Genomic DNA, 23,835 nt, shown 5'->3' on the forward strand with positions numbered 1-23,835 from the left:
TTCTCAGGGGCGGGAGACGGCGCTCGTGGCGTCCGCCTCCGCGCGATTCTCGTCGGACTGAGGCTCGCTCAGGTCGACGAAATCATCGGGGTTTTGCGATTCTACCCCAGCGTCGCTCGGCTCCCGACCCGGCTGGTACGGCGAGGGCTCGAAGCCGGGGTGGCGGCGGTGCTGCACGACGAGGATGACGATGCCGAGCACGACGCCGAACAGCGCGGCCCACACGTTGGTGCGCAGCCCGAAGTAGATCTCGCTCGGGTCGATACGGATCGACTCCCAGACGATGCGCCCCGCGCCGTACCAGATCAGGTAGACGGCGAACAGCTTGCCCCACTGCAGGCGCAGCTTGTGGCCGAGCCAGAGCAGGAAGAGGCAGCCCAGCGTGTTCCAGATCACTTCGTACAGGAACGTGGGATGGAACAGCGTCCCCGGGGCGAGCCCGGCGGGGAAGGCGACGTTCGTGGACTCGATCTCGAGGCCCCAGGGAAGGTTGGTGGGAAGACCGAACAGCTCGTGGTTGAACCAGTTGCCGAAGCGGCCGAATGCCTGTGCGAGGATCAGGCCCGGTGCGAGCGCGTCGGCGAAGGCGGAGAAGCGCACTCCGGTCCACTTGCAGCCGAGCCAGGCGCCGATCGCGCCGCCGATGAGGGCGCCGAAGATCGCGATGCCGCCCTCCCAGATCGCCCAGACCGAGCCGGGTTCGAAGGGGTTCCAGGTGTTCTTATCCGGGCCGAAGTAGAAGCCGGGATGAGTCAGAACGTGGAAGATGCGCGCTCCGATGATCGCCAGAGGCACCGCGATGATGCAGATGTCCACGACGACCCAGCGCTCCGCACCGCGCTTGCTGAGGCGGTGATTGGTGAGCAGCGTGGCCGCGATGATGCCGGCGATGATGCACAGCGCGTAGAAGTGGATCTGCAGCGTCCACCCGAAGATGTTCAGCGTGAAGTAGCTGACCGGCGGGCTCGGGATGCTGGCGTGCACGCCGATGAGGGCGTTCTGGAGCGCGAAGGGCATGGTCACGAGTCTACGTCGTCAGGGCGCCATCACCGTGCGCGTGAGGTACCCGTGGCGAGTTCGCGAGTCACCTCGGCGAGTCGCTCCACTCCCCCGTCCCTGAGCGCGCGCACGAGAGCCGTGCCGACGATCGCGCCGTCGGCGTATTCCAGCACGCCCGCGATCTGGTCGGCCGTGGAGATGCCGATGCCGACGCAGGCACGCCCGGCGCCGTGCTCCCGCAGCCGCCCGACGAGCGTGCGCGCCGCTTTGTCCAGCTCGGCGCGCTCTCCGGTGATGCCCATGGTCGATACCGTGTACACGAAGCCGGTCGAGCTCGACGCGACCAGATCGAGCCGCGTGTCGGTCGAGGTGGGCGCGGCGAGGAAGACGCGGTCCAGACCCGTGCGCTTGCTCGCGGCGATCCACTCGGGCGCCGCCTCCGGCGTGATGTCCGGGGTGATGAGCCCTGCGCCGCCCGCGGCGAGCAGGTCGTCGGCATAGCGGTCGACGCCGTACTGCAGCACGGGGTTCCAGTAGGTCATCACGACGACGGGAGCGTCCACCACGTCGGTGATGGCCTTGACAGCCGTGAACAGATCGCGCATCCGGAACCCGTTCGCGAGCGCGGCCTGCGTGGCCTCCTGGATGATCGCGCCGTCCATCACGGGGTCGCTGTACGGCGGGCCGAGCTCGATGATGTCGACGCCGTTGCGCGCGAGCGCGATCGCCGCGTCGATGCTCGTCTGCAGATCCGGGTACCCGACAGGCAGGTAGCCGATGAAGGCGCCGCGTCCTGCGTCGTGCGCGCGCTGGATGGCCTCTTCGACGCGGCTCATGCGCCGGCTCCGTTCTCTGCGGCACCCTCGTCGTACAGCCCGAAGTAGCGGGCGGCGGTGTCCATGTCCTTGTCGCCGCGACCGGAGAGGCAGACCGCGAGGATCGCGTCGGGGCCGAGCTCCTTGCCGATCCGGATGGCCCCCGCGAGGGCATGCGCGGACTCGATCGCGGGGATGATGCCCTCGGTGCGGCTGAGCAGGCGCAGCGCCTGCATGGCCTCGTCATCGGTGGCCGGGATGTACTCGGCGCGGCCGATCGCGGCGAGCCAGGAGTGCTCCGGCCCCACGCCGGGATAGTCGAGCCCCGCAGAGATCGAATGCGACTCGATGGTCTGACCGTCCTCGTCCTGCAGCACGTAGGTGCGGGCGCCGTGCAGCACGCCGGGCCGGCCGCGCTCGATCGATGCGGCGTGCTTGGGCGTGTCGACGCCGTCGCCGGCCGCCTCCACCCCGTAGAGCCGGACGTCGGCGTCGTCGAGGAAGGCGTCGAACATGCCGATCGCGTTGGATCCGCCGCCGACGCACGCGATCACCGCGTCCGGCAGGCGACCCGCCTCGTCGAGGAGCTGCTGACGCGCCTCCTCGCTGATGATCTTCTGAAAGTCGCGCACCATGGCAGGGAACGGGTGCGGGCCCGCCGCCGTGCCGAAGATGTAGTTGGTGGTCTCGACGGAGGCGACCCAATCGCGGTAGGCGTCGTTGATCGCGTCCTTGAGGGTGCGCGAGCCCGTGGTGACGGGGACGACCTCCGCGCCCAGCAGCCGCATGCGGGCGACGTTGAGCGCCTGGCGCTCGGTGTCGACCTCGCCCATGTAGATCGTGCAATCCAGACCGAACAGCGCGGCCGCGGTCGCCGTGGCGACGCCGTGCTGACCTGCTCCGGTCTCGGCGATCACGCGTGTCTTGCCCAGCCGCTTGGTCAGCAGTGCCTGGCCGAGCACGTTGTTGATCTTGTGCGACCCGGTGTGATTGAGGTCCTCGCGCTTGAGGAAGATCCGCGCGCCGCCGGCGTGCTCGGCGAATCGCGGCACCTCGGTGATCGGCGACGGACGCCCGGCGTAGGAGTGCAGCAGCGTCGCGAGCTCGGACTGGAACGCCGGGTCGGCGATCGCCTCGTGGTAGGCCTCGGTCAGCTCGTCGATCGCTGCGATGAGCGATTCGGGCATGAAACGTCCGCCGAATTCGCCGAAGAACGGCCCCGGCTGATCGCGCAGACTCACGTCGTCTCCCTCCGGTCGCTCCGTGCGACGAATAATCCTGCCTCCAGGAAGGAATGCAGGGTGGCGACAGGATCGCCGGTGACGAGGGCCTCGCCGATGAGCACGGCGTCGGCGCCGGCCGCACGGTAATGCGCGACGTCGGCGGGCGTGAGCACGGCGGACTCGGCGATCTTCACGGACGTCGAGGGGATCCGCTCCGCCAGCCGTCCGAAGAGGTCGCGGTCCAGCTCGAGCGTCTTCAGGTTGCGGGCGTTCACGCCGATGAGGTGCGCGCCCAGGTCGATAGCGACCTCGAGCTCCTCGGCGGAGTGCGTCTCGACGAGCGGGGTCATGCCCAGCTCGAGGATCAGCGCGTACAGCCGCTCCAGGTTCGGGCGGTCCAGGCCAGCAACGATGAGCAGCGCGAGGGATGCGCCCGCGGCGCGCGCCTCGAACACCTGATACGGCGTGGCGATGAAGTCCTTGCGGAGCACGGGGACCTGCACGGCGGCGGTGACCGCCTCGAGATCCGCGAGGCTGCCACCGAACCGGCGCTCTTCCGTGAGAACGCTGATCGCGGATGCTCCGCCCTGCTGGTACAGGGTCGCCTGCAGCGCAGGATCCGGGATCTCGGCGAGGGCTCCGCGTGACGGGCTCGCCCGCTTCACCTCGGCGATGATCTTCACCTGGTCGGCGGGCGTCAGCGCGGCGCGCGCATCGAGTGCGGGGGCACGATCGAGGGCGGCGCGCTCCACGATCGCGAGCGGACGGTCCCGCTCGCGACGGGCTGCGTCCTCGACTGCGCCGGCCGTGAGGTCGGCGAGCACCATTAGTGCGCCTTCGGCTGGTACTTCGGGCCCTTCGCGCCGTAACCGGCCTTGGAGAGCACCCAGCCCGCGATCGCACCGATGACGATCAGCGCGACGCCCACCCACACCACGACAGGAGTCTCGAGGAAGAACGCGGTCGTGCCGACGGCGAAGCCGAGCAGCATGATCACCACGGCGGTCCAAGCGGCAGGCGAGTGTCCGTGGCCGGGATCTGCGATGGGGTTGCTCATGTTCTCCTCCGAGCGTCGGGTGGTGGGTTCAAAGTCTATCGGGATCGTGCATCGCAGCGAGGACGCCGGACGGCACAGGGCGTCGATCGGCGCGCGTCAGCGCGTGGGATCCGTGCCGCGGCTGAGGTCGTCCCAGCTCTCCACCGCGTCGACGGGTCCGTCATGCGGCACGGGCGCGGTGCGGTAGCGCCGCCCGCCGCTGCGCCATCGACCGGCCGTGATGAGTGCCAGTCCGCCGCCGAGCAGGAGCAGGATCCAGCCGACGAGCGCCGCCCAGGGCCAGGCCGTCACGGCGATCCCGTCGATCAGGGCCGACAGCGCGGTGCCCCCGGCGAGACCCGTGGCCTTGGTCAGGGCCGGGCTCACGGCGTCGAGGGGGTGCAACAGGAGGACGCGCGCCGTCAGCACGAGCATGAGGGCGCCGACGAGGACCGCGATCGCGGCGAACACCCGCCGCATCACGGGCCCGACCAGTGCGATGGCTGCGCAGAGCGCGAGCGCGGTGAGGCTCAGCGGGGCGAGCACGGGCAGCGCCGCGTTGCCGGCGACCTCGAGCGCCTCTCCCCCGTCGGCACGCCCGACCGTGAGCCAGGTCTGCGTCGAGGAGAGGATGCCGAGCCCGCCCGCGAGCAGGATCAGCAGAAGGCTCGTCGACTTCGCGCGGCGCGTGAGCATCACTCCGTCGCCTTGTCTGCGTCGTCCACTGCCGCATCGTCCTGCACCGCGGTCACGACGGGATCGAGATCGGTACCGTCGAAGCACGTGCGAGTGCCGGTGTGGCAGGCCACGCCGATCTGGTCGACGAGCAGGAGCACGGTGTCGCCGTCGCAGTCGAGGCGCGCTCCGCGCACGTGCTGCACGTGGCCTGAGGTGTCGCCCTTGCGCCAGTACTGCTGGCGGGAGCGGGACCAGTAGGTGGCGCGGCCCGTCGTCAGCGTACGACGCAGCGCCTCCTCGTCGGCCCACGCCATCATGAGCACCTCGAGGGTGTCCCACTGCTGCACGACCACGGGGACCAGGCCCTGATCGTTCCAGGTGACGAGGCCCAGCTCGGCCTCGATATCCTCAGTCATCGGACCAGCACCCCCGCGGCGCTCAGGGCCGCCTTGACGTCGCCGACCGTGAGCTGGCCGGAGTGGAACACGCTCGCGGCGAGCACGGCGTCGGCCCCCGCGGCGATGGCCGGGGCGAAGTCCTCCGCCGTCCCCGCGCCGCCCGAGGCGATCACGGGCACGCTGGAGACCTCCCGCATGAGACGTACGAGCTCCAGGTCGAAGCCGTCCTTGGTGCCATCGGCGTCGATCGAGTTGACCAGCAGCTCGCCCGCTCCACGTTCGATCGCCTCGCGGGCCCAAACCAGCGCGTCGAGGTCGGTCTCGGTACGGCCGCCGTGGGTGGTCACGGCGAACCCGGAGGCGGTGCGTGCGCTGCGCTTGATGTCGAGCGACAGCACGAGCACCTGGGCGCCGAAGCGGTCGGCGATCTCGCCGATGAGTTCGGGCCGGGCGATCGCCGCGGAGTTCACGCCGACCTTGTCGGCGCCGACGCTCTGCAGACGGGCGACGTCATCGACCGAGCGCACCCCTCCGCCGACCGTGAGCGGCACGAAGACCTCCTCGGCGGTGCGGCGCACCACGTCGTAGGTCGTGGCGCGCTCGTCCACGGTCGCCGTCACGTCCAGGAACGTGATCTCATCCGCCCCCTGTGCGGCATAGTGCCGCGCGAGTTCCACCGGATCCCCCATGTCGCRCAGGTTCTCGAAGTTCACTCCCTTGACGACGCGGCCCGCGGCAACGTCGAGGCACGGGATGACGCGCGCCGTGAGCGACATCAGAGCCTCGCGGCGTGGATCGCGGTCACGAGGATCGCGCGCGCGCCGAGCGCGTAAAGCTGGTCCATGACCAGGTTCATGCCGCGACGCGGGATCATCACCCGCACGGCGACCCACGCCGGATCCCGCAGCGGGGACACGGTCGGCGACTCGCGCCCGGGGGCGATCGCGGCCGCCTGCTCGACGAGGTCGGCGGGCAGGTCGTAGTCCAGGAGCACGAAGCGGTGGGCGACCATGACGCCGCGCAGCCGTCGCAGCAGCTTCTCGGTGCCCTCGGCGTCTCCGGGACGGCTGATCAGCACGGCCTCGGACTCGATGATCACGGGGCCGAAGATCTCCAGGCCCGCCTGGCGCAGGGTGGTGCCGGTCTCCACGACGTCGGCGATCGCATCGGCGACGCCCAGGCGCACCGCGGATTCCACGGCGCCGTCCAGCGGGACGAGCTCCGCCTCGACGCCGTGCTCGCGCAGGTAGTCGTCGACCAGACCGGGGTAGGCCGACGCGACCCGCACCCCGTTGAGGTCCTCCAGGGTCTTGAACCGGCCGGGAGGCGCCGCGAAGCGGAACGTCGAGCGCGCGAAGCCGAGCTGCTCGATCTCTCGCGCATCGGGGCGGCGCACGTCGCGCAGCAGGTCGCGGCCCGTGATGCCGACGTCCAGCGCGCCGGACGCGACGTAGGTGGCGATGTCACGCGGACGGAGGAAGAAGAACTCGACGTCGTTGTCGGCGTCGATCACGTGCAGGGTCTTGGTGTCGCGACGGCCGGCATAGCCGGCTTCGGCGAGCATCTCGGCGGCGGTCTCGGACAGCGATCCCTTGTTCGGGACGGCAATGCGCAGCATGGGAAGGTCTTTCGTTCGAAGCGATCTGTGTTCGAAAAGAGCCCGTCGGGGCGCTTCACAGATGTCGGTAGACGTTCTCCAGGGTCAGTCCCTTGGCCAGCATCAGCACCTGCAGGTGGTACAGCAGCTGGGAGATCTCCTCGGCCGCGGCCTCGACGCTCTCGTACTCGGCGGCCATCCATACCTCGGCCGCCTCCTCAACGATCTTCTTGCCGATCGTGTGCACTCCCGCGTCGAGCTCGCGCACCGTCCCCGATCCCTCCGGGCGCTCGGCCGCCTTGCGGCTCAGCTCGGCGAACAGTTCGTCGAAGGTCTTCACCCTCCCAGGCTACCGGCTCGCGCGAGGCCACGGAGCCGCGTGACGGCACCTTCGATGTCGTGAGAGCCGTAGACGGCGGATCCGGCGACGAACGTGTCGGCGCCCGCCGCGGCGGCCTGGGCGATCGTCGCATCGGAGATCCCGCCGTCGACCTGCAGCCACACGTCCGATCCGCGGCGCTTCGCCTCGTCCGCGAGAGCACGCAGCTTCGGCATCGTCTCGGGCATGAAGCCCTGCCCGCCGAAGCCCGGCTCGACCGTCATCACGAGGATCTGGTCGAACTCGCCGAGGATGTCGTAGAGCGGCTCCGCCGCGGTGCCGGGCTTGATCGCGACACCGGCCCTTGCGCCCATGCTTCGGAGCCTCCGCGCAAGAGCGACGGGATCGGTCGCCGCCTCGAGGTGGAAGGTGACGCTCGCGGCGCCCAGTTCGGCGTATCCGGGCGCCCAGCGGTCCGGATCCGTGATCATGAGGTGCACGTCGAGCGGGATCGGGCTCGTCGCCTGGATGCGCTCGACCATCTGCGGTCCGAACGTGAGGTTGGGCACGAAGTGGTTGTCCATCACGTCGACGTGCGCGAAGTCGGCGGTCGCGATGCGGGCGAGATCCGCCTGCATGTTCACGAAGTCGGCGGCGAGGATCGAGGGGTTGATCCGGGGGGCTGCGGGCAGTTCGGCACGGGACGCGGGCATGCGCCCATTATCCCGGCATCCACACCCCGATCTCCCCCTTCCTACTTCCGAGTCGTCCCCGCCAGCGCACGCTATGGGCTCCGCTGATGGGGACGACTCGGAGGTGGAGAGGGCAGCGGAGCCCCGCCTTAGGGCTTCTTGCGCAGCAGCGACAGGAACATCGCGTCGGTGCCGTGACGGTGCGGCCAGAGCTGGGCGTGACCGGATCCGCTGGACGGCTCCGGCAGGTCGATCGGATGCTGCGACACGGTGCGGACCGCCTCGCGGGCGTCGAGCTCCTGCACGTCGTCCCTGCCTCGGAGGACGGTCTGCACCACGGCCGCGGTCTCGGCGAGATGCGGCGAGCAGGTGACGTACGCGAGGATCCCCCCGGGCTTGAGCGCGCCGAGCGCGGCCGTCAGCAGCCCTTCCTGGAGCGCGGCGAGCTCGGGGACGTCGGCGGCGGTCTTCCGCCAGCGCGCCTCCGGACGGCGCCGGAGCGCCCCGAGTCCGGTGCACGGCGCGTCCAGCAGGATCCGGTCGTAGGCTCCTGGCCGGTCCGCGGTGAGCGTCCGGCCGTCCTCCTCGGCGACATCGACATGCAGAGGCACAGAGGCGACCGCCTTGCGGACCAGTCCCGCCCGAGCAGGCACCACCTCGTTCGCATCGAGCACCGCGCCGCTGCGCAGGGCCTCCGCGGCGAGCAGCGCCGTCTTGCCGCCCGGGCCTGCGCAGAGGTCCAGCCAGCGCTCCCCTGCCGAGACCGGCTGTGCGCCGATGAGCGCGAGCGCGACGAGCTGCGAGCCCTCGTCCTGCACGCGCACCCTGCCCTTGCTCGCCGTGACGACCGCTCCGGGATCTCCGCCTTCGGACCCGAACGCCGTCGGCGCGTACGGCCGCCGGGGATCCTGCGGCTCCGCGAGTCCTGGCAGGGCGACGAGCGTGACCTCGGGCGCGACGTTGTCGGCGGCGAGGAGTGCCTCGAGCTCCTCCTCCCGTCCCTCGGCCGCGAGTGCGCGGCGCAGGGCGCGGATGATCCACACCGGGTGCGCGAAACGGAGTCCGAGGCGCTCGTCGTCCGAGCGCGCCGCGGCGGCGACGGTGTCGAGCCACTCCTCCTGGGTGCGCGCGGCGACCTTGCGGAGCACCGCGTTGGCGAATCCGGAGGCGCCGCGGCCGGCCTGCAGCGCGACGAGGTTCACCGACTCGTTGACCGCGGCGTGCGTCGCCACGCGGGTGGCGAGGATCTGGTGCGTCCCGAGGCGGAGCGCGTCCAGCACCGGTGGATCGATGTCGGCGATCTCCCGTCCTGCCGCCTGCGCGATGATCGCGTCGTAGGTCCCGAGACGACGCAGCGTCCCGTAGGCGAGCTCGGTGGCGAGGGCGGCATCCGCGCTGGAGAGCCCCGCCTCCCTGATGGCGCCCGGCAGCAGCAGGTTCGCATAGGCGTCGGATGTGCTGACGGCTCGGATCACGTCGTAGGCCACACGACGTGCCGGCTGCACGTCGCGACGACGCGCGTCTCGTGACGGTGCGCGATGCGTCGTGCCGCCCGTGCTCTGCCGGCGCGGGCTGCCCTGGCCGTCCGTGCGCCGCTGAGGCCCCGTACGGTCGTCGCGGTTCTGCCGTCCCTGCGCGCTCACAGTGCCTCGTTCCGCTCGCTCGGCGACGCGGCGTCGAGCCGCACTGTCGCGCCCTCGGCCACCCGCAGACCGCGGAGCCAGTCGGCGGCCCCCATCGCAGCCTTGCCCGCCGGCTGCACGCGCACGAGCAGCAGCGGCACGGTGCCGGTGCCGACGAGCACGCCGCCCTTGACCCCGCGCAGCACGCCCGGCGGAAGTGGATCCGCATCCTGCACCCGCGCGAGCTCGCGCACCTTGAGCGGCGCGCCGTCGATTGCCGTATGCGCGCCCGGCTCACTGGTGACCCCGCGATAGCGGGCGAACACGACGTCTGCCGATTCGGTCCAGTCCAACCGCCCATCGTCGAGGCCGAGCTTCGCGGCGTGCGTCGCGTCGCCCTGTTGCGGCACCGGACGGGCCGTGCCATCGGCGATCGCGGCCACCGCCTCCGCCGTCAGCTGGGCTCCGTCGGCGGCGAGCGAGGCGAGCGCCTCGTCGGCGGTGGCGTCGTCCGCGACCGGATACACGCGCATCGCGTGCACGTCGCCCGCGTCGAGCGCCGGCACGAGCTGGAACACGGTGGCCCCCAGCTCCGCGTCGCCTGCGATGAGCGCCCGCTGCACAGGGGCGGCTCCACGCCAGGCGGGCAGCAGCGAGAAGTGCAGGTTGATCCAGCCCTGCGCCGGCGCGCTCAGCAGCGGTTCGCGCACGAGGCCGCCGTAGGCGACGATGACGCCGAGCTCGGGGCGCAGCGCGGTGATCCGTCCTGTGGCCTCCTCGTCCAGGCGCGCGGCCTTGATCACCGGGATCCCGAGCGCATCGGCCTCCTGGGCGACCGGCGAGGGCGTGAGGATCCGTTTGCGTCCGAACGGCGCGTCGGGACGGGTCACGACCGCGACGATCTCGTGCTCGCCGGCGAGGCGACGGAGGGTGGGCACGGCGGCCGCCGGGGTTCCGGCGAAGACGAGGCGCATGAGGGTCCTTCGAAGGTGCTGCGGGATGTTCGAGGTGAACGGGATGGTTCAGAGGTCGGGTTCGGTGACGTCGAGCCTCACCGAGAGCGTAGTCCGTGGGGTTCTGCCGCGGGCCCGACGACGCCCCATCGCCTCAGCCACCACGGCGGCGCGCAGCGTGCCGGCCACGCGCGTGCCCTCCGCGTAGGGGAAGCGCACGAGCGCGCGTTCCCGGCCGTCGTCGTCGCCCTCGATCGGAACAGGACCGAGCACGGCGTCCGACGGCAGCTGGAGCGCGGCGATGTCGTCGAGGGCGCGGCGGACTCCTGCTCCCGTGCCCTCGAGCTGCGCGACCCGCACCGACGGCGGCATGCGCAGGGGCGCGCGCTCGGCCAGCTCGGAACGGGCGTATGCCGCCTGCGACCACGTGGCGAGGGCACGCGCCACCGCCCCGTCGACGCCCACGAGATGGATGGGCGCTCCTGGTGCGGCCAGAGCCGCGGCATTCGACCACCAGCGCAGGCAGGACTCGCCGATCCGCAGTTCGGGCGCCTGCAGCATGCGGGAGCCGTCGAGCAGCACGACCGCGCGATAGCCGCCCTCCGCCAGCGGCTCCGCGCCCCGCGTGGCGACGACCAACGCCGGTTTCGCGTCGATGCGCTCCACAGGATGTTTACCGTCCGCGACGATCACCCTGATGCCGGGGAACGCTCGCCCCAGCTCCTCGGCGGTCCGCTCGCTGCCGGACGCGGCAAGGCGCACGGTCTCGCCGCCGCAGGAGCTGCACGCCCATTGCCGTGCGCCGCGTCCGCACCAGGCGCACACCGGCGTCGCCCCGCGATGCGCGGCGCCGAGCGGGCCCCCGCAGGTCTTGCAACGCGCTGGTGCACGGCACGACGCGCACACCAGCGTCGGTGAGAAGCCGGGTCGCGCGACCTGCAGCAGCACAGGGCCGGTCGCCGCGGCCTCCCGCGCCGCCAGGAAGGCCCGGGACGGCAAGCGCTGACCGCGGCGGTCCAGATCTTCGGTGGTGTCCAGCACGACGCGCGGCAGCTGCCGACGCGCGGCCGTGATCGAGCGGATCCAGCCGGTCTCGACCAAGCGCTCGACGTCCGTCGTGCGGGTGTGGCCGGCGAAGAGCAGCGCGGATCCCTCCTGCTCCTGCCTCAGCAGGGCGACGTCGCGCGCATGCACGCCGGGAGCGAGCGGCTCGGCGAGCAGGCTGTCGCCCTCGTCCCAGATCGCCACCAGCCCCGCCCGCACGGGAGCGTACACGGCGGAGCGGTTGCCGACGACGATGCAGGGCGCGTCCTCGAGAGTGCGGAGATACGCGCGGTAGCGGTCGGGATTGGTCTGACGAGAGTCCAGGCGTGCGATCGGGGCGTCGGGCGCGAGCGCCTCGAGCGCACCGAGCAGCAGGTCGAGGTCGCGATAGTCCGGCACGACCAGGATCGTCGAGGCGCCGTCGGCGATCGTGCGCGCGGCGGCCGACGCCAGCAGCCAGGTCCACTCCGGCAGTCCGTCGGAAGCCAGCCGCGGAATCGCCTCCACCGCGGCCCGCGCGGAATCCGCGAGCGCCTCGGCGAGCCCCTCGTACCGGGCGATCGTTTCGGAGACGGCGGGGAGCACTGTGCCGGTCGACGAGGCGGCGCCGCCGTCCGGATCCTGCGGGGCATCATCCGGATCCTGCAGGGCGCCGTCAAAAGCCTGCGTCGGCGCCTCGGCAGCCTCCGGCGCGTCCTCGACCGTGTCGGGCTCGCCGACCGCCACGTCCGACCGGCCGCCGCCTGCGGCGAGCCACGCCTTCTCCACGCGGACCTGACGCTTGGGCACGATCAGCCGGAGCACGTCCGAGGCGCTGCCCGCGGCGCGATCCGCTACACGCCGGGCGAGCGTGCAGAGCTGCTCGGGCAGCACCTGCGCGCGCGACACCACGGCATCCACCTCGGCGAGCGTCCTGGCGTCGTCGTCCTCGGTGTCGAGCTCCACCACGTAGGCGTCGATGAGCCGTCCCGCGGAGCGCAGCGGCACCCGTACCCGCACCCCCGGCATCGCGTCATCGAGCAACTCAGCCGGGATGGCGTAGTCGAACAGCCGATCCAGCTGAGGGACCGGCGAGTCCAGCAGGACGCGGGCGATCGGCCGTGGCACGAGCGGAGCTTGCGAAGGAACGGGGTCGATCAGAGGCCGGCGGCGCGGCGCAGATCGTCAGCGCGCGTCGTCTGCTCCCAGGTGAACGTCGGCAGCTCGCGGCCGAAGTGCCCGTACGCGGCCGTCGCCGCATAGATCGGGCGCAGCAGATCCAGCTCCTCGATGATCGCCTGCGGGCGCAGATCGAACACCGAGCGGATCGCGCGGGTGATCGTCTCGTCGTCCACCGTGCCGGTACCGAAGGTCTCCACATACAGCCCGACGGGCTGCGCCACGCCGATCGCGTACGCCACCTGCACCTCGAGCCGGTCCGCAAGACCCGCGGCGACCGCGTTCTTGGCGACCCAGCGCATCGCATAGGCACCGGAGCGGTCGACCTTGGACGGATCCTTCCCGCTGAAGGCCCCGCCGCCGTGCCGGGCCGCCCCGCCATAGGTGTCGATGATGATCTTGCGCCCGGTGAGGCCCGCATCACCCTTCGGGCCACCGGTGACGAAGGGACCCGCCGGGTTGATGTAGTGCGTGACGCCGTCGAGGTCGAGACCCGTCGTCGCCAGCACGGGATCGATCACGTGCTCGCGGACGAGCGTCTTGAGCTCCTCCTGCGAGATCTCGGGGTTGTGCTGGGTGGACAGCACCACCGCATCGACCGTCTTCGGAGTGAAGCCGTCGTAGCCGAGGGTCACCTGGGTCTTGCCGTCGGGGCGCAGGAACGGCAGCGTGCCGTCGCGGCGTACCTCGGTCAGCCGCTCTGCCAGGCGGTGCGCGGTCCACGCCSCCATCGGCATGAGCTGCGGCGTCTCGGTCGTGGCGAAGCCGAACATGATGCCCTGGTCGCCGGCGCCCAGGAGGTCCCTGGGATCCGAGGAACCGCCCTCGCGGTGCTCGCGCGCCTGGTCCACGCCGCTCGCGATGTCGGCCGACTGCTCCCCCACCGAGACGCTCACGCCGCACGAAGAGCCGTCGAACCCGGTGTCGCTCGAGGTGTAACCGATGCCGTTGACCACGTCACGGACGATCGTCGGGATGTCGACGTAGCCGGAGGTGCGGATCTCGCCTGCGACGTGCACGAGGCCGGTCGTCACGAGCGTCTCCACGGCGACGCGCGACCCGGTGTCCGCCGCGAGCAGACCGTCCAGGATCGAGTCCGAGATCTGGTCGCAGATCTTGTCGGGGTGCCCTTCGGTGACGGACTCGGAGGTGAACAGACGCAGCGCGCTCATCGGTGCTCCTTGGTGTGGAGGGCGGTCGGGGCCGATGCGCCCCTGGATACGGGCCGGTGCGCCCGAGCCCAGTATGGACGGAGCCGCCGACATCCACGGACGGGATGACGGCGGCTCCGGAGGTTCAGCTCACTCCGCGTGGCGGATGCGGAGCTTGTCCTCGTTGATCTCGTGCAGCGCGATGGTCAGCGGCTTGTCCTCGACCGAGGAGTCGACCAGCGGGCCCACGTTGTCGAACAGGTTGCCCTCGTGCAGGTCGGAGTAGTAGTCGTTGATCTGACGCGCGCGCTTGGACGCGTAGATGACGAGCTCGTACTTGGACGAGACGCGGTCGAGCAGGTTGTCGATGGGCGGGTCGATGATGCCGTTGTTGTGTCCGGCCATGGTGGACCTCCTGTTGGTGGGATTTTCAGCGACGCGTGTCGCGAAGAATTCGGGCGTGCGCACCGGCCCTTCGACAAGCTCAGGGACCGGCGAAAGCGTTCAGCGCGCAGACGCCGAGGTCAATTCTACGACCTCTCGGGCCGCAGTGGCGACGTCCTCGTTCACGACCCGGTGATCGAACTCGGACTGAGAGGCCAGTTCGACCTTCGCCGTGCGCAGGCGTCTGGCCCGTTCCTCCGCGTCTTCGGTGCCCCGGCCGACCAGTCGCTGCACGAGTTCGTCCCAAGACGGGGGCAGCAGGAACACGAGGTTCGCAGAGGGATCTGCGGCGCGCACCTGCCTGGCGCCCTGCAGATCGATCTCCAGCAGCACGGTCTTGCCCTCGGCCAGCGCCGTTTCGATCGGCCTGCGCGGAGTGCCGTAGCGGAACCGGTTGTGCACGGTCGCGTGCTCGAGCAGCTCGTCCTTCGCGATCATGCGGTCGAACTCAGCGTCGTCGACGAAGAAGTAGTGCACCCCGTCCTGCTCCCCCGGACGCGGCGCGCGCGTGGTCGCGGAGACGGACAGGTGGATCTCGGGGTGGTTCTCACGGATGTGCGCGGCGACCGTGCCCTTGCCGACCGCGGTCGGTCCCGCCAGCACGAGCAGGCGGCTGCGGCCCTCGCGGGGCACGGGCTGCGGGAACCGGGAGTCGACCCAGTGGCGCAGCGCCAGCTGCTGGCGGGATCCGAGGCCGCCGAGTCGCTTGACCGGTGAGATCTGCAGCTCGGCGAGGATGCGATCGCGCTTGCCGGCGCCGATCGCGGGGAGGGCCGTGAGGAAGTCCGGCACGCGCAGCGTTCCCGCCGTCGAAAGCGGGTCGGCCGCGGCCGCGGACAGCACGTCCTGCGGAGCGATGACCCGCATGGTCAGATCGCGCTTCAGCGACGCCCGCGCGCGGCGGCGCTCGACCGCTCGACGAGCGGCGGCGACGCGATCGACCTCGGGGACTGCACGCCCTGCCGGTTCAACCACCCATGACCTCCTGGTAGCGCGCGGCGCGCTCTTTGATCGTCGCTGCGATCCGGTCCGGACCAGCGGACAGGATGCTCCGGCTTTCGGAAGCCAGGACGTTACCTGCCAGCGTACCGAATCTCGAACGCAGATCCGCGGGTGTCGCGCCCTGCGCGCCGAAACCGGGTGCGAGCAGCGGCACCGTGCGCAGCGTGTCGTCATCCAGCGCGAAGTCGGCCCGATCGATGGTCGCCCCGATCACCAGCCCGACGGAGCCGAGTCCGCCAGCCGGGGAGTCGTAGGCCGTCACATCCCTGGCGACGCGCAGCGCAGTGGTCTCCCCCGGCGCGGTCGCGAGAGCGACGGGGACGAGCGCCTGCTGCACCGGCGCTCCCTCGGGATTGCTCGTCGCGGCGAGCACGAACACGCCCTTGCCCGCCGGCAGCACGCGCGTGATCGCCTCCGCGAGCGACCCGCCGCCGAGATAGGGACTGATCGTGAGCGCATCGGCCTCCAGCGGTGCACCGGGCTCGAGCCATGCCTGCGTGTACCCGGTCATGGTCGTGCCGATGTCGCCGCGTTTCGCATCGGCGATGACCAGGAGCCCTGCCGCGCGCGCCGCGGACATCACGTCTTCGAGCGCGGCGAAGCCGCGGGATCCGAACCGCTCGAAGAAGGACACCTGCGGCTTGACGATCCCCACGCGCCCCGCCGCGGCCTCGACCGTGGCGAGCCCGAACGCACGCACGCCGTCCGCCGTCTGGGGCAGGCCCCAGGCGTCCAGCAGCGCCTCGTGCGGGTCGATGCCCACGCACAGCGGGCCGTGCGCGTCCAGCGCTCGGCGCAGCCGCTCTCCGAAGGACGTCACGGTCACGCGCGCGCCAGCCGATCCTCGGCGTACTCCTGGAGGCTGCGCACCTCGAAGCCCTTGTCCGCGGCGTCCATTCCGCTCACGGCGGCGCCGAGCGTCGCGATCGTGGTGAACAGCGCCTTGTCCGCCGCGACCGCGGCCGCGCGGATCTCGTAGCCATCGGCACGTGCGGCGCCGCCGGACGGCGTGTTCACGATGATGTCGATCGCGCCCTGGTCGATCAGGTCGACGATGTTCGTCTCGCCGCTCGCCTGGGTCTCGCTGTACTTCTCCACGACGGTCACCGGGATGCCGTTGCGCGAGAGGATCTCCGCGGTGCCCGTGGTCGCCACGATCGTGAACCCGAGCTGGTGCAGCCGGTGCGCGGGCAGGATGACGGCGCGCTTGTCGGCGTCGGCGACCGAGATGAACACGGTGCCGGATGTGGGCGTTCCCCCGTAGGCCGCGGCCTGGCTCTTCGCGAACGCGGTCGGGAAGTCGCGGTCGATGCCCATGACCTCACCGGTCGAGCGCATCTCGGGGCCGAGCACGGAGTCGACGATGCGGCCGTCTGCCGTGCGGAACCGCTTGAAGGGCAGCACCGCCTCCTTGACCGAGACCGGCGAACCCAGCGGCACGCGCGACCCGTCCACGGGCGGCAGCAGGCCCTCGTCCTTGAGCGTGGCGATCGTGGTCCCCGACAGGATGCGGCTCGCCGCCTTCGCGAGCGGGATGCCGAGAGCCTTCGACACGAACGGCACGGTGCGGCTCGCACGCGGGTTCGCCTCGATGACGTAGAGCACGCCGGCGCTGATCGCGAACTGCACGTTCAGCAGGCCCCGCACGCCCACGCCCTCGGCGATCGCGAGCGTCGCCTCGCGCACCCGGTCGATGTCGGTGCGTCCGAGCGAGACCGGAGGAAGGGTGCAGCTCGAGTCGCCGGAGTGGATGCCGGCCTCCTCGAGGTGCTCCATGACGCCGCCGATGTAGAGCTCGGTTCCGTCGTACAGCGCGTCGACGTCGATCTCGATCGCGTCGTCGAGGAAGCGGTCGACGAGCAGGGGCTTGCCCTCCTCGATGATGACCTCCCCCGCCGTGCGCACGAAGTAGTCGCGCAGCGCCGGGGTGTCGTAGACGATCTCCATGCCGCGCCCCCCGAGCACGAAGCTCGGGCGCACCAGCACCGGGTAGCCGATCTCCTCGGCCACCGCGACGGCGCCGTCCGCGTCGATCGCCGTGCCGTTGCGCGGCGCGACGAGGCCGGCCGCGTCGAGCAGCCGCGAGAACAGCTCGCGCTCCTCGGCGAGGTCGATCGCCTCTGGGCTCGTGCCGAGCACCGTGTAGCCGGCCGCCTCGATGCCCTTCGCGAGCCCCAGCGGGGTCTGCCCGCCGAGCTGGCAGACGACGCCGAGGATCTCGCCGCTCTGCGCCTCGGCGTGCAGCACCTCGAGCACGTCCTCCAGTGTGAGCGGCTCGAAGTACAGCCGGTCGGAGGTGTCGTAGTCGGTGGACACCGTCTCCGGGTTGCAGTTGACCATCACGGTCTCGAAGCCCGCATCCGAGAGCGCGAAGGAGGCGTGCACGCACGAGTAGTCGAACTCCACGCCCTGGCCGATGCGGTTCGGGCCGGATCCGATGATGACGACCTTGGTGCGCCCGGACGGCGTGACCTCGGTCTCACTGTCGTAGCTGGAGTAGTGGTACGGCGTGAGCGCGGGGAACTCCCCTGCGCAGGTGTCGACGGTCTTGTAGACCGGGCGGATGCCCAGCCCATGCCGGACGCCACGCACCTCGGCCTCGGGGAGGCCGCGGAGCTCGGCGAACTGCGCGTCGGAGAAACCATGGTCCTTGCCGAGCCGGATCGTCTCGGCGTCGAGCTCCGGCGCCGTGCGGATCTGCTCTGCGACCTCGTTGATGAGCACCATCTGGTCGATGAACCAGGGGTCGATCGCGGTGGCCTCGAAGGCCTGCTCGATCGTGGCGCCCTTGCGCAGCGCCTGCTGCAGCGTCACGATGCGGCCGTCGGTGGGGATCTTCGAGATCTCCAGCAGCTCCTCGACGCTGCGGTTCTCCGTGCCCCAGTGGAACGAGGATCCGCGCTTCTCGAGCGAGCGGAGCGCCTTCTGCAGCGCCGTCGTGTAGTTGCGCCCGATCGCCATGGCCTCGCCGACCGACTTCATGGTCGTGGTCAGCGTCGCATCGGCGGCGGGGAACTTCTCGAACGCGAATCGCGGCGCCTTGACCACGACGTAGTCGAGCGTCGGCTCGAAGCTCGCCGGAGTCACCCCGGTGATGTCGTTGGGGATCTCATCCAGGCGGTAGCCGAGGGCGAGCTTGGCCGCGAGCTTGGCGATCGGGAAGCCGGTCGCCTTCGAGGCGAGTGCCGAGGAACGGGACACGCGGGGGTTCATCTCGATGACGATGACGCGGCCGTTCTCCGGGTTCACGGCGAACTGGATGTTGCAGCCGCCGGTGTCGACACCCACGGCGCGGATGATGTCGATGCCGATGTCGCGCAGGTTCTGGTATTCGCGATCGGTGAGGGTGAGCGCCGGGGCGACCGTGATCGAGTCGCCGGTGTGCACGCCGACCGGGTCGACGTTCTCGATCGAGCACACCACGACCGTGTTGTCGGCGGTGTCGCGCATGAGCTCGAGCTCGTACTCCTTCCAGCCGAGGATGGACTCCTCCAGGAGCACCTCGGTGGTCGGCGAGTCGTGCAGGCCTGCGCCGCCGATCCGGCGCAGGTCCCTCTCGTCGTAGGCGAAACCGGATCCGAGTCCGCCCATCGTGAAGGAGGGGCGCACGACCAGCGGGTAGCCGAGCTTCTCGGCGCCTTCGATCAGCTCGTCCATCGTGTGGCAGATCACGGATGCGGCCACGTCCGCGCCCGCATCGAGCACGAGCTGCTTGAAGATCTGGCGGTCTTCGCCCTTCCGGATCGCGTCGACCTTGGCACCGATGAGCTCGACGCCGTACTTCTCCAGGATCCCGCGCTCGTGCAGCGCCATGGCCGCGTTGAGCGCCGTCTGGCCGCCCAGGGTCGGCAGGATCGCGTCCGGCTTCTCCTTGGCGATGATGGTCTCGATCACCTCGGGGGTGATCGGCTCGATGTACGTCGCATCCGCGAAGTCGGGGTCGGTCATGATCGTGGCCGGGTTGGAGTTCACGAGGATGACGCGGATGCCCTCCTCACGCAGGACGCGGCACGCCTGGGTGCCGGAGTAGTCGAATTCGCAGGCCTGACCGATCACGATCGGGCCGGATCCGATGACGAGGACGGAGTGGATGTCGTCGCGCTTGGGCATTACTTGCTGTCCTTCTGGGAGAGGTGGGCGACGACGGTGTCACGGAATCTGTCGAAGAGGTAGTTGGCGTCGTGCGGGCCGGCGGCGGCCTCGGGGTGGTACTGCACCGAGAACGCCGGGATGTCGAGGGCGCGGAGCCCCTCGACCACCTGGTCGTTGAGGCCGACGTGGCTGACCTCGACCTTGCCGTAGCCGTTCGGGCTGTCGAAGGAGCCCTCGATGGGCGCCTCGACTGCGAAGCCGTGGTTGTGCGCGGTGATCTCGACCCGGCCCGTCGCCTTGTCGAGCACCGGCTGGTTGATGCCGCGGTGGCCGAACGCGAGCTTGTAGGTGCCGAGCCCGAGAGCGCGGCCGAACAACTGATTGCCGAAGCAGATCCCGAAGTACGGCAGGCCGGCGTCGAGCACCTCGCGGAGCACCGCGACCTGCGTGTCGGACGCGGAGGGGTCGCCGGGGCCATTCGAGTAGAACACGGCGACCGGGTCGATGGCGGCGATGTCGGCGAACGTGGAGGACTGCGGCAGCACGTGCACGTCGAACCCGCGCGCCGCGAGGTTGTCGAGCGTGGACTGCTTGACGCCGAGGTCGAGCACGGCGAGGTTGCCGACGCGCTCCGCCGTCGCCGGCGTGATCTGCGCGTACTCGACGGAGACCGCGGCGGAGAGGTTCTGGCCGGCCATCTCCGGCGCCTCGGTCACGCGGCGCAGCTGCTCATCGGCGTCCAGCGCGGCCTCCGCACCGGAGAAGATACCGCCGCGCATGGATCCGGCGGAGCGGATGTGCCGGGTCACGGCGCGCGTGTCGATGCCGCTGATGCCGACGATGCCGTCACGCACGAGGATTTCGTCGAGCGACGCGTTCGCACGCCAGTTCGACACGACCCGCGAGGGGTCGCGCACGATGTACCCGGCGACCCAGATGCGTCGGGACTCGGGGTCCTCGTCGTTCATCCCGGTGTTGCCGATGTGCGGTGCGGTCTGCAGCACGATCTGACCTGCGTAGGACGGGTCGGTGAGGGTCTCCTGATAGCCGGACATGCCGGTCGCGAAGACGACCTCGCCCAGCGTGCTGCCGTGGGCGCCGTAGGCGCGCCCGACGTGGCGGGTGCCGTCCTCGAGGACGAGCACGGCGGAGTCGTGGGGAAGGGTCATGCGGATTCTCCTGTCTCGGAGGCAGCGTCGGGGCGCTGCGAGCTGATGAGTCGCTGGAGGTCGGTGAGCGCGGCGCCGGAGGCATCGGTGTTGCCGATGTCACCGGTGACGCGGAGATAGCTGTCGACAACGGTGCCGTCGTCCGTGCGCCAGGCGAGGCGGATCAGTCCGCCGGGCTCGACGACCCGGTCGATCGTGACGGTGGCCCGGTCTGCGCCGATCAACCGCGCCGACGCGAGGAAGACGGTCGGTGAGCCGTCCAGGCTCAGCGCCGCACCGCGATCGGTGATGGTGAGCTCGCCACGGGCGCGGTAGACGAGCGGACGGACGGCGAGACGCTCGAGCGAGTGGTCGTGCCTGGTCGTCGCGACGTACAGGGTCTCGTAGCGGGCCTGCACCTCCGCGTGCTCCGGCACGCCGAGCGGCGCGGTGAGGCCCGAATCGCGACGCAGCCGTGCGCGCCACGCGAGCACGCCGCCGAGGATCAGCAGCACGGCGACCGCGAGGACGACGGTTCCGGCGATCTGCTGATTCACGAGCGCGCTCCCGCGGCTCGCCCGGACTCGCGAAGATCGGCCAGTACGCCGTTCTCGAGCGTCGTGTACCCGTGGTGCACCGTCCAGAGGACCTTGCCCGGCAGGTCGCGGCCGAGATAGGGCGAGTTCGTGCTCTGCCCGTGCAGATCCGACTCGGCGAAGACCCCGACGGCGTCGGCGTCGTAGAGCGCGAACTCGGCCGGCTGCCCTACCGCGATCGGCGTCCCGTGGCCGGCGAGGGAACCGATCCGCGCGGGGGCTGCGCTCATGACGCGGGCGACGTCTGCCCAGTCCAGCAGTCCGGTCTGCACCATGGCCTGGTGCACGACCCGCAGCGCGGATTCGAGACCCACCATGCCGTTGGCGGCGGCCTGCCACTCGCAGGCCTTCGCCTCGCTGGGGTGCGGGGCGTGATCCGTCGCGACGATGTCGATCGTGCCGTCCGCGAGGCCCTCGCGCACGGCGAGAACGTCCTCCTGAGTGCGCAACGGCGGGTTGACCTTGAACCGCGCGTCATAGCCGCGGGCGAGCTCGTCGGTCAGCAGCAGATGGTGCGGAGTGACCTCGGCGGTCACGGCCACACCGCGCTTCTTCGCCCAACGGATGAGCTCGACCGAACCGGCGGTGGACAGGTGGCACACGTGCAGCCGTGAGCCGACGTGCTCGGCGAGCAGGATGTCGCGCGCGATGATCGACTCCTCGGCGACGGCGGGCCAGCCCGTGAGGCCGAGTTCCGCCGAGACGGAGCCCTCGTTCAGCTGAGCGCCCTCGGTGAGCCGCGGATCCTGCGCGTGCTGCGCGATCACGCCGTCGAACGCCTTCACGTATTCGAGCGCGCGGCGCATGATGAGCGGATCCCAGACGCAGAAGCCGTCGTCGCTGAAGACGCGGACGTTCGCGCGCGAGGAGGCCATCGCGCCCAGCTCGGCGAGCCGCTCGCCCTTCTGACCGACCGTGACGGCGCCGATCGGCTGCACCGTGGCGTAGCCGGCGGCCTCGCCGAGTGCGAGCTCCTGCTCGACCACACCCGCCGAGTCGGCGACAGGCGAGGTGTTCGGCATCGCGAACACGGCCGTGAAGCCGCCGGCGGCGGCGGCACGGGTTCCGGACAGCACGGTCTCGCTGGCCTCGTAACCGGGTTCGCGCAGGTGCGTGTGCAGATCGACGAGGCCGGGCAGCGCGACCAGCCCGTCGGCGTCGATCACGCGGGCGCCGGCCGCGGAGAGGCCGGATCCGACCTCGGCGATCCGCCCGTCCTGCACCAGGATGTCCGCGGAATCGGCGCCGAGGATCTTCGCGCCTCGGAAAAGCAGGCCCTCGGTCATCGGTCTCCTCGATTCATCTCGTCGTTCTCGGCCGCTGACCCTGTCGAAGGGCCGGTGTCCGTCGAAGGGCGCTCCCCCGCCAGCAGCAGGTACAGCGCCGCCATCCTCACGGACACGCCGTTCGTGACCTGCTCCAGCACGGTGGAGCGGGCGGAATCGGCAGCGTCGGAGGAGATCTCCAGTCCGCGGTTCATCGGACCGGGGTGCATCACGATCGTATCGTCGGGCAGGCGCCGCAGCCGCGCCGCGTCCAGCCCCCACCGGCGGGTGTATTCGCGCTCGGAGGGGAAGAAGGCCGCGTGCATGCGCTCGAGCTGGATCCGCAGCATCATGACGGCGTCGGGCTCCTCCGCCAGAGCCGCGTCGAGGTCGTACAGGACCCGTGCCGGCCAGCCGGTGACGTCCTGCGGGATGAGCGTCGGCGGGGTGACCAGGGTGACCTCCGCGCCGAGAGTCGAAAGCAGCCAGACGTTGGAGCGGGCGACGCGTGAGTGCAGCACGTCTCCGACGATCACGACACACACCCCGCTGAGATCGCGGCCGCGGCTGTCCGCGCCGAAGCGGCGCTTGCGGATCGTGTAGGCGTCGAGCAGCCCCTGGGTGGGGTGCTCGTGCGTCCCGTCGCCGGCGTTCACGACGCCGGCCGAGATCCAGCCGCTCGTGGCGAGGGTGCGCGGTGCACCGGACGCGGGGTGGCGCACGACGACGGCGTCGGCGCCGATCGCCTCCAGCGTCTGCGCGGTGTCCTTGAGGCTCTCGCCCTTGGAGACGCTGGATCCCTTCGCGGCGAAATTGATCACATCAGCGGAGAGACGCTTGGCAGCGGCCTCGAACGAGATGCGCGTGCGCGTGGAGTCTTCGAAGAACAGGTTCACCACGGTCTTGCCGCGCAGGGTCGGCAGCTTCTTGACCTCTCGGGACTGGGTGTCGGCCATGTCCTCGGCGATGTCGAGGATGCGCATCGCGTCCTCGCGGGCGAGCGTGCGGGTGTCGAGCAGGTGCCTCATTCGTCGCCTCCCTCGATCGAGACGTACTCCTCGCCGTCGTCCTCGCGCAGGCGCACGTTGACGCGCTCGGCGCGGGACGAGGGGATGTTCTTGCCCACGAAGTCGGGGCGGATCGGCAGCTCGCGGTGTCCGCGGTCGACGAGGATCGCGAGGCGCACCACGGCGGGGCGGCCGATGGACTGCAGCGCGTCGAGCGCGGCGCGGATGCTGCGCCCGGAGAACAGCACGTCATCGACGAGGACGACGGTCTTCCCGTCGATGCCGCCGGCGGGGATGTGCGTGCGGTGCGGCGATCGCGTCGGGTGCTTGGCGAGGTCATCGCGGAAGAGCGTGACGTCGAGCGATCCGACCGGGACCGCGATCTGCGAGATCTCCGTGATCAGCATCGCGAGGCGCTCGGCGAGCGGGACCCCGCGGGTGGGGATGCCCAGGAGGATCAGATTCTCCGCTCCCCGGTTGGATTCGAGGATCTCATGGGCGATGCGCGTCAAGGCGCGCCTAATGTCGGCTTCCTGCAGCACGATACGTGCGCTCATCTGCCGGCTCCCTTCTCCGCCTCACGGGACGGTGTTAAA

24 protein-coding genes are annotated in these 23,835 nt (G+C 70.7%); all 24 read right to left on the minus strand.

The window, feature by feature from the left end; genetic code table 11:
• Nucleotides 1-3 precede the first annotated feature (3 nt).
• Nucleotides 4-1,017, minus strand: a complete 1,014-nt coding sequence (gene lgt / locus AC1DG4_RS05165) for a prolipoprotein diacylglyceryl transferase (protein ID WP_477381804.1) — start codon at nucleotides 1,015-1,017, stop codon at nucleotides 4-6.
• A 29-nt stretch (nucleotides 1,018-1,046) separates the two neighbouring features.
• Nucleotides 1,047-1,835 carry a tryptophan synthase subunit alpha gene (gene trpA, locus AC1DG4_RS05170; RefSeq protein WP_477381803.1) on the minus strand — a complete coding sequence of 263 codons (789 nt, stop codon included), beginning with the start codon at nucleotides 1,833-1,835 and terminating at the stop codon, nucleotides 1,047-1,049.
• Nucleotides 1,832-3,055, minus strand: coding sequence for a tryptophan synthase subunit beta (trpB, locus tag AC1DG4_RS05175; RefSeq protein ID WP_477381802.1), 1,224 nt, complete (start codon nucleotides 3,053-3,055; stop codon nucleotides 1,832-1,834). Before trpB ends, trpA begins: the two co-directional genes overlap by 4 nt.
• The gene (gene trpC, locus AC1DG4_RS05180) at nucleotides 3,052-3,861 is read right to left on the minus strand and encodes an indole-3-glycerol phosphate synthase TrpC (protein ID WP_477381835.1); all 810 of its coding nucleotides are present in this window, start codon (nucleotides 3,859-3,861) and stop codon (nucleotides 3,052-3,054) included. Before trpC ends, trpB begins: the two co-directional genes overlap by 4 nt.
• 2 nt (nucleotides 3,862-3,863) lie before the next feature.
• Nucleotides 3,864-4,094: an HGxxPAAW family protein gene (locus AC1DG4_RS05185; protein WP_477381801.1), complete on the minus strand. Its 231-nt coding sequence runs from the start codon at nucleotides 4,092-4,094 to the stop codon at nucleotides 3,864-3,866.
• Nucleotides 4,095-4,190: 96 nt separating this feature from the next.
• Nucleotides 4,191-4,769: a Trp biosynthesis-associated membrane protein gene (locus AC1DG4_RS05190; protein ID WP_477381800.1), complete on the minus strand. Its 579-nt coding sequence runs from the start codon at nucleotides 4,767-4,769 to the stop codon at nucleotides 4,191-4,193.
• On the minus strand, nucleotides 4,769-5,167 hold the full coding sequence (gene hisI / locus AC1DG4_RS05195) for a phosphoribosyl-AMP cyclohydrolase (RefSeq protein ID WP_477381799.1): 399 nt from the start codon (nucleotides 5,165-5,167) through the stop codon (nucleotides 4,769-4,771). Before hisI ends, AC1DG4_RS05190 begins: the two co-directional genes overlap by 1 nt.
• The gene (gene hisF, locus AC1DG4_RS05200) at nucleotides 5,164-5,925 is read right to left on the minus strand and encodes an imidazole glycerol phosphate synthase subunit HisF (protein WP_477421115.1); all 762 of its coding nucleotides are present in this window, start codon (nucleotides 5,923-5,925) and stop codon (nucleotides 5,164-5,166) included. Before hisF ends, hisI begins: the two co-directional genes overlap by 4 nt.
• Nucleotides 5,925-6,767: an ATP phosphoribosyltransferase gene (gene hisG, locus AC1DG4_RS05205; RefSeq protein WP_477381797.1), complete on the minus strand. Its 843-nt coding sequence runs from the start codon at nucleotides 6,765-6,767 to the stop codon at nucleotides 5,925-5,927. The genes hisF and hisG overlap by 1 nt, the downstream gene beginning before the upstream one ends.
• Nucleotides 6,768-6,822: 55 nt before the next feature.
• A complete protein-coding gene (locus AC1DG4_RS05210) occupies nucleotides 6,823-7,086 on the minus strand; it encodes a phosphoribosyl-ATP diphosphatase (RefSeq protein ID WP_477381796.1) in 264 nt (87 codons plus the stop codon).
• Nucleotides 7,083-7,778, minus strand: a complete 696-nt coding sequence (gene rpe / locus AC1DG4_RS05215; RefSeq protein WP_477381795.1) for a ribulose-phosphate 3-epimerase — start codon at nucleotides 7,776-7,778, stop codon at nucleotides 7,083-7,085. Before rpe ends, AC1DG4_RS05210 begins: the two co-directional genes overlap by 4 nt.
• A gap of 128 nt (nucleotides 7,779-7,906) precedes the next feature.
• The gene (locus AC1DG4_RS05220) at nucleotides 7,907-9,262 is read right to left on the minus strand and encodes an RsmB/NOP family class I SAM-dependent RNA methyltransferase (protein ID WP_477381834.1); all 1,356 of its coding nucleotides are present in this window, start codon (nucleotides 9,260-9,262) and stop codon (nucleotides 7,907-7,909) included.
• A 134-nt stretch (nucleotides 9,263-9,396) separates the two neighbouring features.
• On the minus strand, nucleotides 9,397-10,353 hold the full coding sequence (gene fmt, locus AC1DG4_RS05225) for a methionyl-tRNA formyltransferase (RefSeq protein ID WP_477381794.1): 957 nt from the start codon (nucleotides 10,351-10,353) through the stop codon (nucleotides 9,397-9,399).
• Nucleotides 10,354-10,401: 48 nt separating this feature from the next.
• Entirely contained in the window at nucleotides 10,402-12,483 is a 2,082-nt protein-coding gene (locus tag AC1DG4_RS05230) for a primosomal protein N' family DNA-binding protein (protein WP_477381793.1), read from the minus strand.
• Nucleotides 12,484-12,512: 29 nt separating this feature from the next.
• Nucleotides 12,513-13,706: a methionine adenosyltransferase gene (metK, locus tag AC1DG4_RS05235; RefSeq protein ID WP_477421116.1), complete on the minus strand. Its 1,194-nt coding sequence runs from the start codon at nucleotides 13,704-13,706 to the stop codon at nucleotides 12,513-12,515.
• A 129-nt stretch (nucleotides 13,707-13,835) separates the two neighbouring features.
• Complete coding sequence (rpoZ, locus tag AC1DG4_RS05240) at nucleotides 13,836-14,090, minus strand: DNA-directed RNA polymerase subunit omega (RefSeq protein WP_477381791.1); 255 nt, start codon at nucleotides 14,088-14,090, stop codon at nucleotides 13,836-13,838.
• A 99-nt stretch (nucleotides 14,091-14,189) separates the two neighbouring features.
• Nucleotides 14,190-15,104: a guanylate kinase gene (gene gmk, locus AC1DG4_RS05245; protein WP_477381790.1), complete on the minus strand. Its 915-nt coding sequence runs from the start codon at nucleotides 15,102-15,104 to the stop codon at nucleotides 14,190-14,192.
• Nucleotides 15,097-15,951 (minus strand): orotidine-5'-phosphate decarboxylase, encoded by an 855-nt coding sequence (gene pyrF / locus AC1DG4_RS05250; RefSeq protein WP_477381833.1) that lies wholly within the window; start codon nucleotides 15,949-15,951, stop codon nucleotides 15,097-15,099. Before pyrF ends, gmk begins: the two co-directional genes overlap by 8 nt.
• A 2-nt stretch (nucleotides 15,952-15,953) precedes the next feature.
• Nucleotides 15,954-19,241: a carbamoyl-phosphate synthase large subunit gene (gene carB, locus AC1DG4_RS05255; protein ID WP_477381789.1), complete on the minus strand. Its 3,288-nt coding sequence runs from the start codon at nucleotides 19,239-19,241 to the stop codon at nucleotides 15,954-15,956.
• A complete protein-coding gene (gene carA, locus AC1DG4_RS05260) occupies nucleotides 19,241-20,392 on the minus strand; it encodes a glutamine-hydrolyzing carbamoyl-phosphate synthase small subunit (protein WP_477381788.1) in 1,152 nt (383 codons plus the stop codon). The genes carB and carA overlap by 1 nt, the downstream gene beginning before the upstream one ends.
• Nucleotides 20,389-20,928: a PH-like domain-containing protein gene (locus tag AC1DG4_RS05265; RefSeq protein WP_477381787.1), complete on the minus strand. Its 540-nt coding sequence runs from the start codon at nucleotides 20,926-20,928 to the stop codon at nucleotides 20,389-20,391. Before AC1DG4_RS05265 ends, carA begins: the two co-directional genes overlap by 4 nt.
• Nucleotides 20,925-22,253: a dihydroorotase gene (locus tag AC1DG4_RS05270; protein WP_477381786.1), complete on the minus strand. Its 1,329-nt coding sequence runs from the start codon at nucleotides 22,251-22,253 to the stop codon at nucleotides 20,925-20,927. Before AC1DG4_RS05270 ends, AC1DG4_RS05265 begins: the two co-directional genes overlap by 4 nt.
• Nucleotides 22,250-23,260, minus strand: coding sequence for an aspartate carbamoyltransferase catalytic subunit (locus tag AC1DG4_RS05275; RefSeq protein WP_477381785.1), 1,011 nt, complete (start codon nucleotides 23,258-23,260; stop codon nucleotides 22,250-22,252). Before AC1DG4_RS05275 ends, AC1DG4_RS05270 begins: the two co-directional genes overlap by 4 nt.
• A complete protein-coding gene (pyrR, locus tag AC1DG4_RS05280; RefSeq protein WP_477381784.1) occupies nucleotides 23,257-23,796 on the minus strand; it encodes a bifunctional pyr operon transcriptional regulator/uracil phosphoribosyltransferase PyrR in 540 nt (179 codons plus the stop codon). Before pyrR ends, AC1DG4_RS05275 begins: the two co-directional genes overlap by 4 nt.
• Nucleotides 23,797-23,835 lie beyond the last annotated feature (39 nt).

It is taken from the genome of Microbacterium sp. 05N427, assembly GCF_056397105.1.

What these genes read in the sequence shown, in the direction of transcription:
- lgt (WP_477381804.1), bottom strand. Translation starts at nt 1,017, where the DNA reads ATGCCCTTCGCGCTCCAGAACGCCCTCATCGGCGTGCACGCCAGCATC.
- trpA (WP_477381803.1), bottom strand. Translation starts at nt 1,835, where the DNA reads ATGAGCCGCGTCGAAGAGGCCATCCAGCGCGCGCACGACGCAGGACGC.
- AC1DG4_RS05185 (WP_477381801.1), bottom strand. Translation starts at nt 4,094, where the DNA reads ATGAGCAACCCCATCGCAGATCCCGGCCACGGACACTCGCCTGCCGCT.
- AC1DG4_RS05190 (WP_477381800.1), bottom strand. Translation starts at nt 4,769, where the DNA reads ATGCTCACGCGCCGCGCGAAGTCGACGAGCCTTCTGCTGATCCTGCTC.
- hisI (WP_477381799.1), bottom strand. Translation starts at nt 5,167, where the DNA reads ATGACTGAGGATATCGAGGCCGAGCTGGGCCTCGTCACCTGGAACGAT.
- hisG (WP_477381797.1), bottom strand. Translation starts at nt 6,767, where the DNA reads ATGCTGCGCATTGCCGTCCCGAACAAGGGATCGCTGTCCGAGACCGCC.
- rpe (WP_477381795.1), bottom strand. Translation starts at nt 7,778, where the DNA reads ATGCCCGCGTCCCGTGCCGAACTGCCCGCAGCCCCCCGGATCAACCCC.
- fmt (WP_477381794.1), bottom strand. Translation starts at nt 10,353, where the DNA reads ATGCGCCTCGTCTTCGCCGGAACCCCGGCGGCCGCCGTGCCCACCCTC.
- rpoZ (WP_477381791.1), bottom strand. Translation starts at nt 14,090, where the DNA reads ATGGCCGGACACAACAACGGCATCATCGACCCGCCCATCGACAACCTG.
- carB (WP_477381789.1), bottom strand. Translation starts at nt 19,241, where the DNA reads ATGCCCAAGCGCGACGACATCCACTCCGTCCTCGTCATCGGATCCGGC.
- carA (WP_477381788.1), bottom strand. Translation starts at nt 20,392, where the DNA reads ATGACCCTTCCCCACGACTCCGCCGTGCTCGTCCTCGAGGACGGCACC.
- AC1DG4_RS05270 (WP_477381786.1), bottom strand. Translation starts at nt 22,253, where the DNA reads ATGACCGAGGGCCTGCTTTTCCGAGGCGCGAAGATCCTCGGCGCCGAT.
- AC1DG4_RS05275 (WP_477381785.1), bottom strand. Translation starts at nt 23,260, where the DNA reads ATGAGGCACCTGCTCGACACCCGCACGCTCGCCCGCGAGGACGCGATG.
- pyrR (WP_477381784.1), bottom strand. Translation starts at nt 23,796, where the DNA reads ATGAGCGCACGTATCGTGCTGCAGGAAGCCGACATTAGGCGCGCCTTG.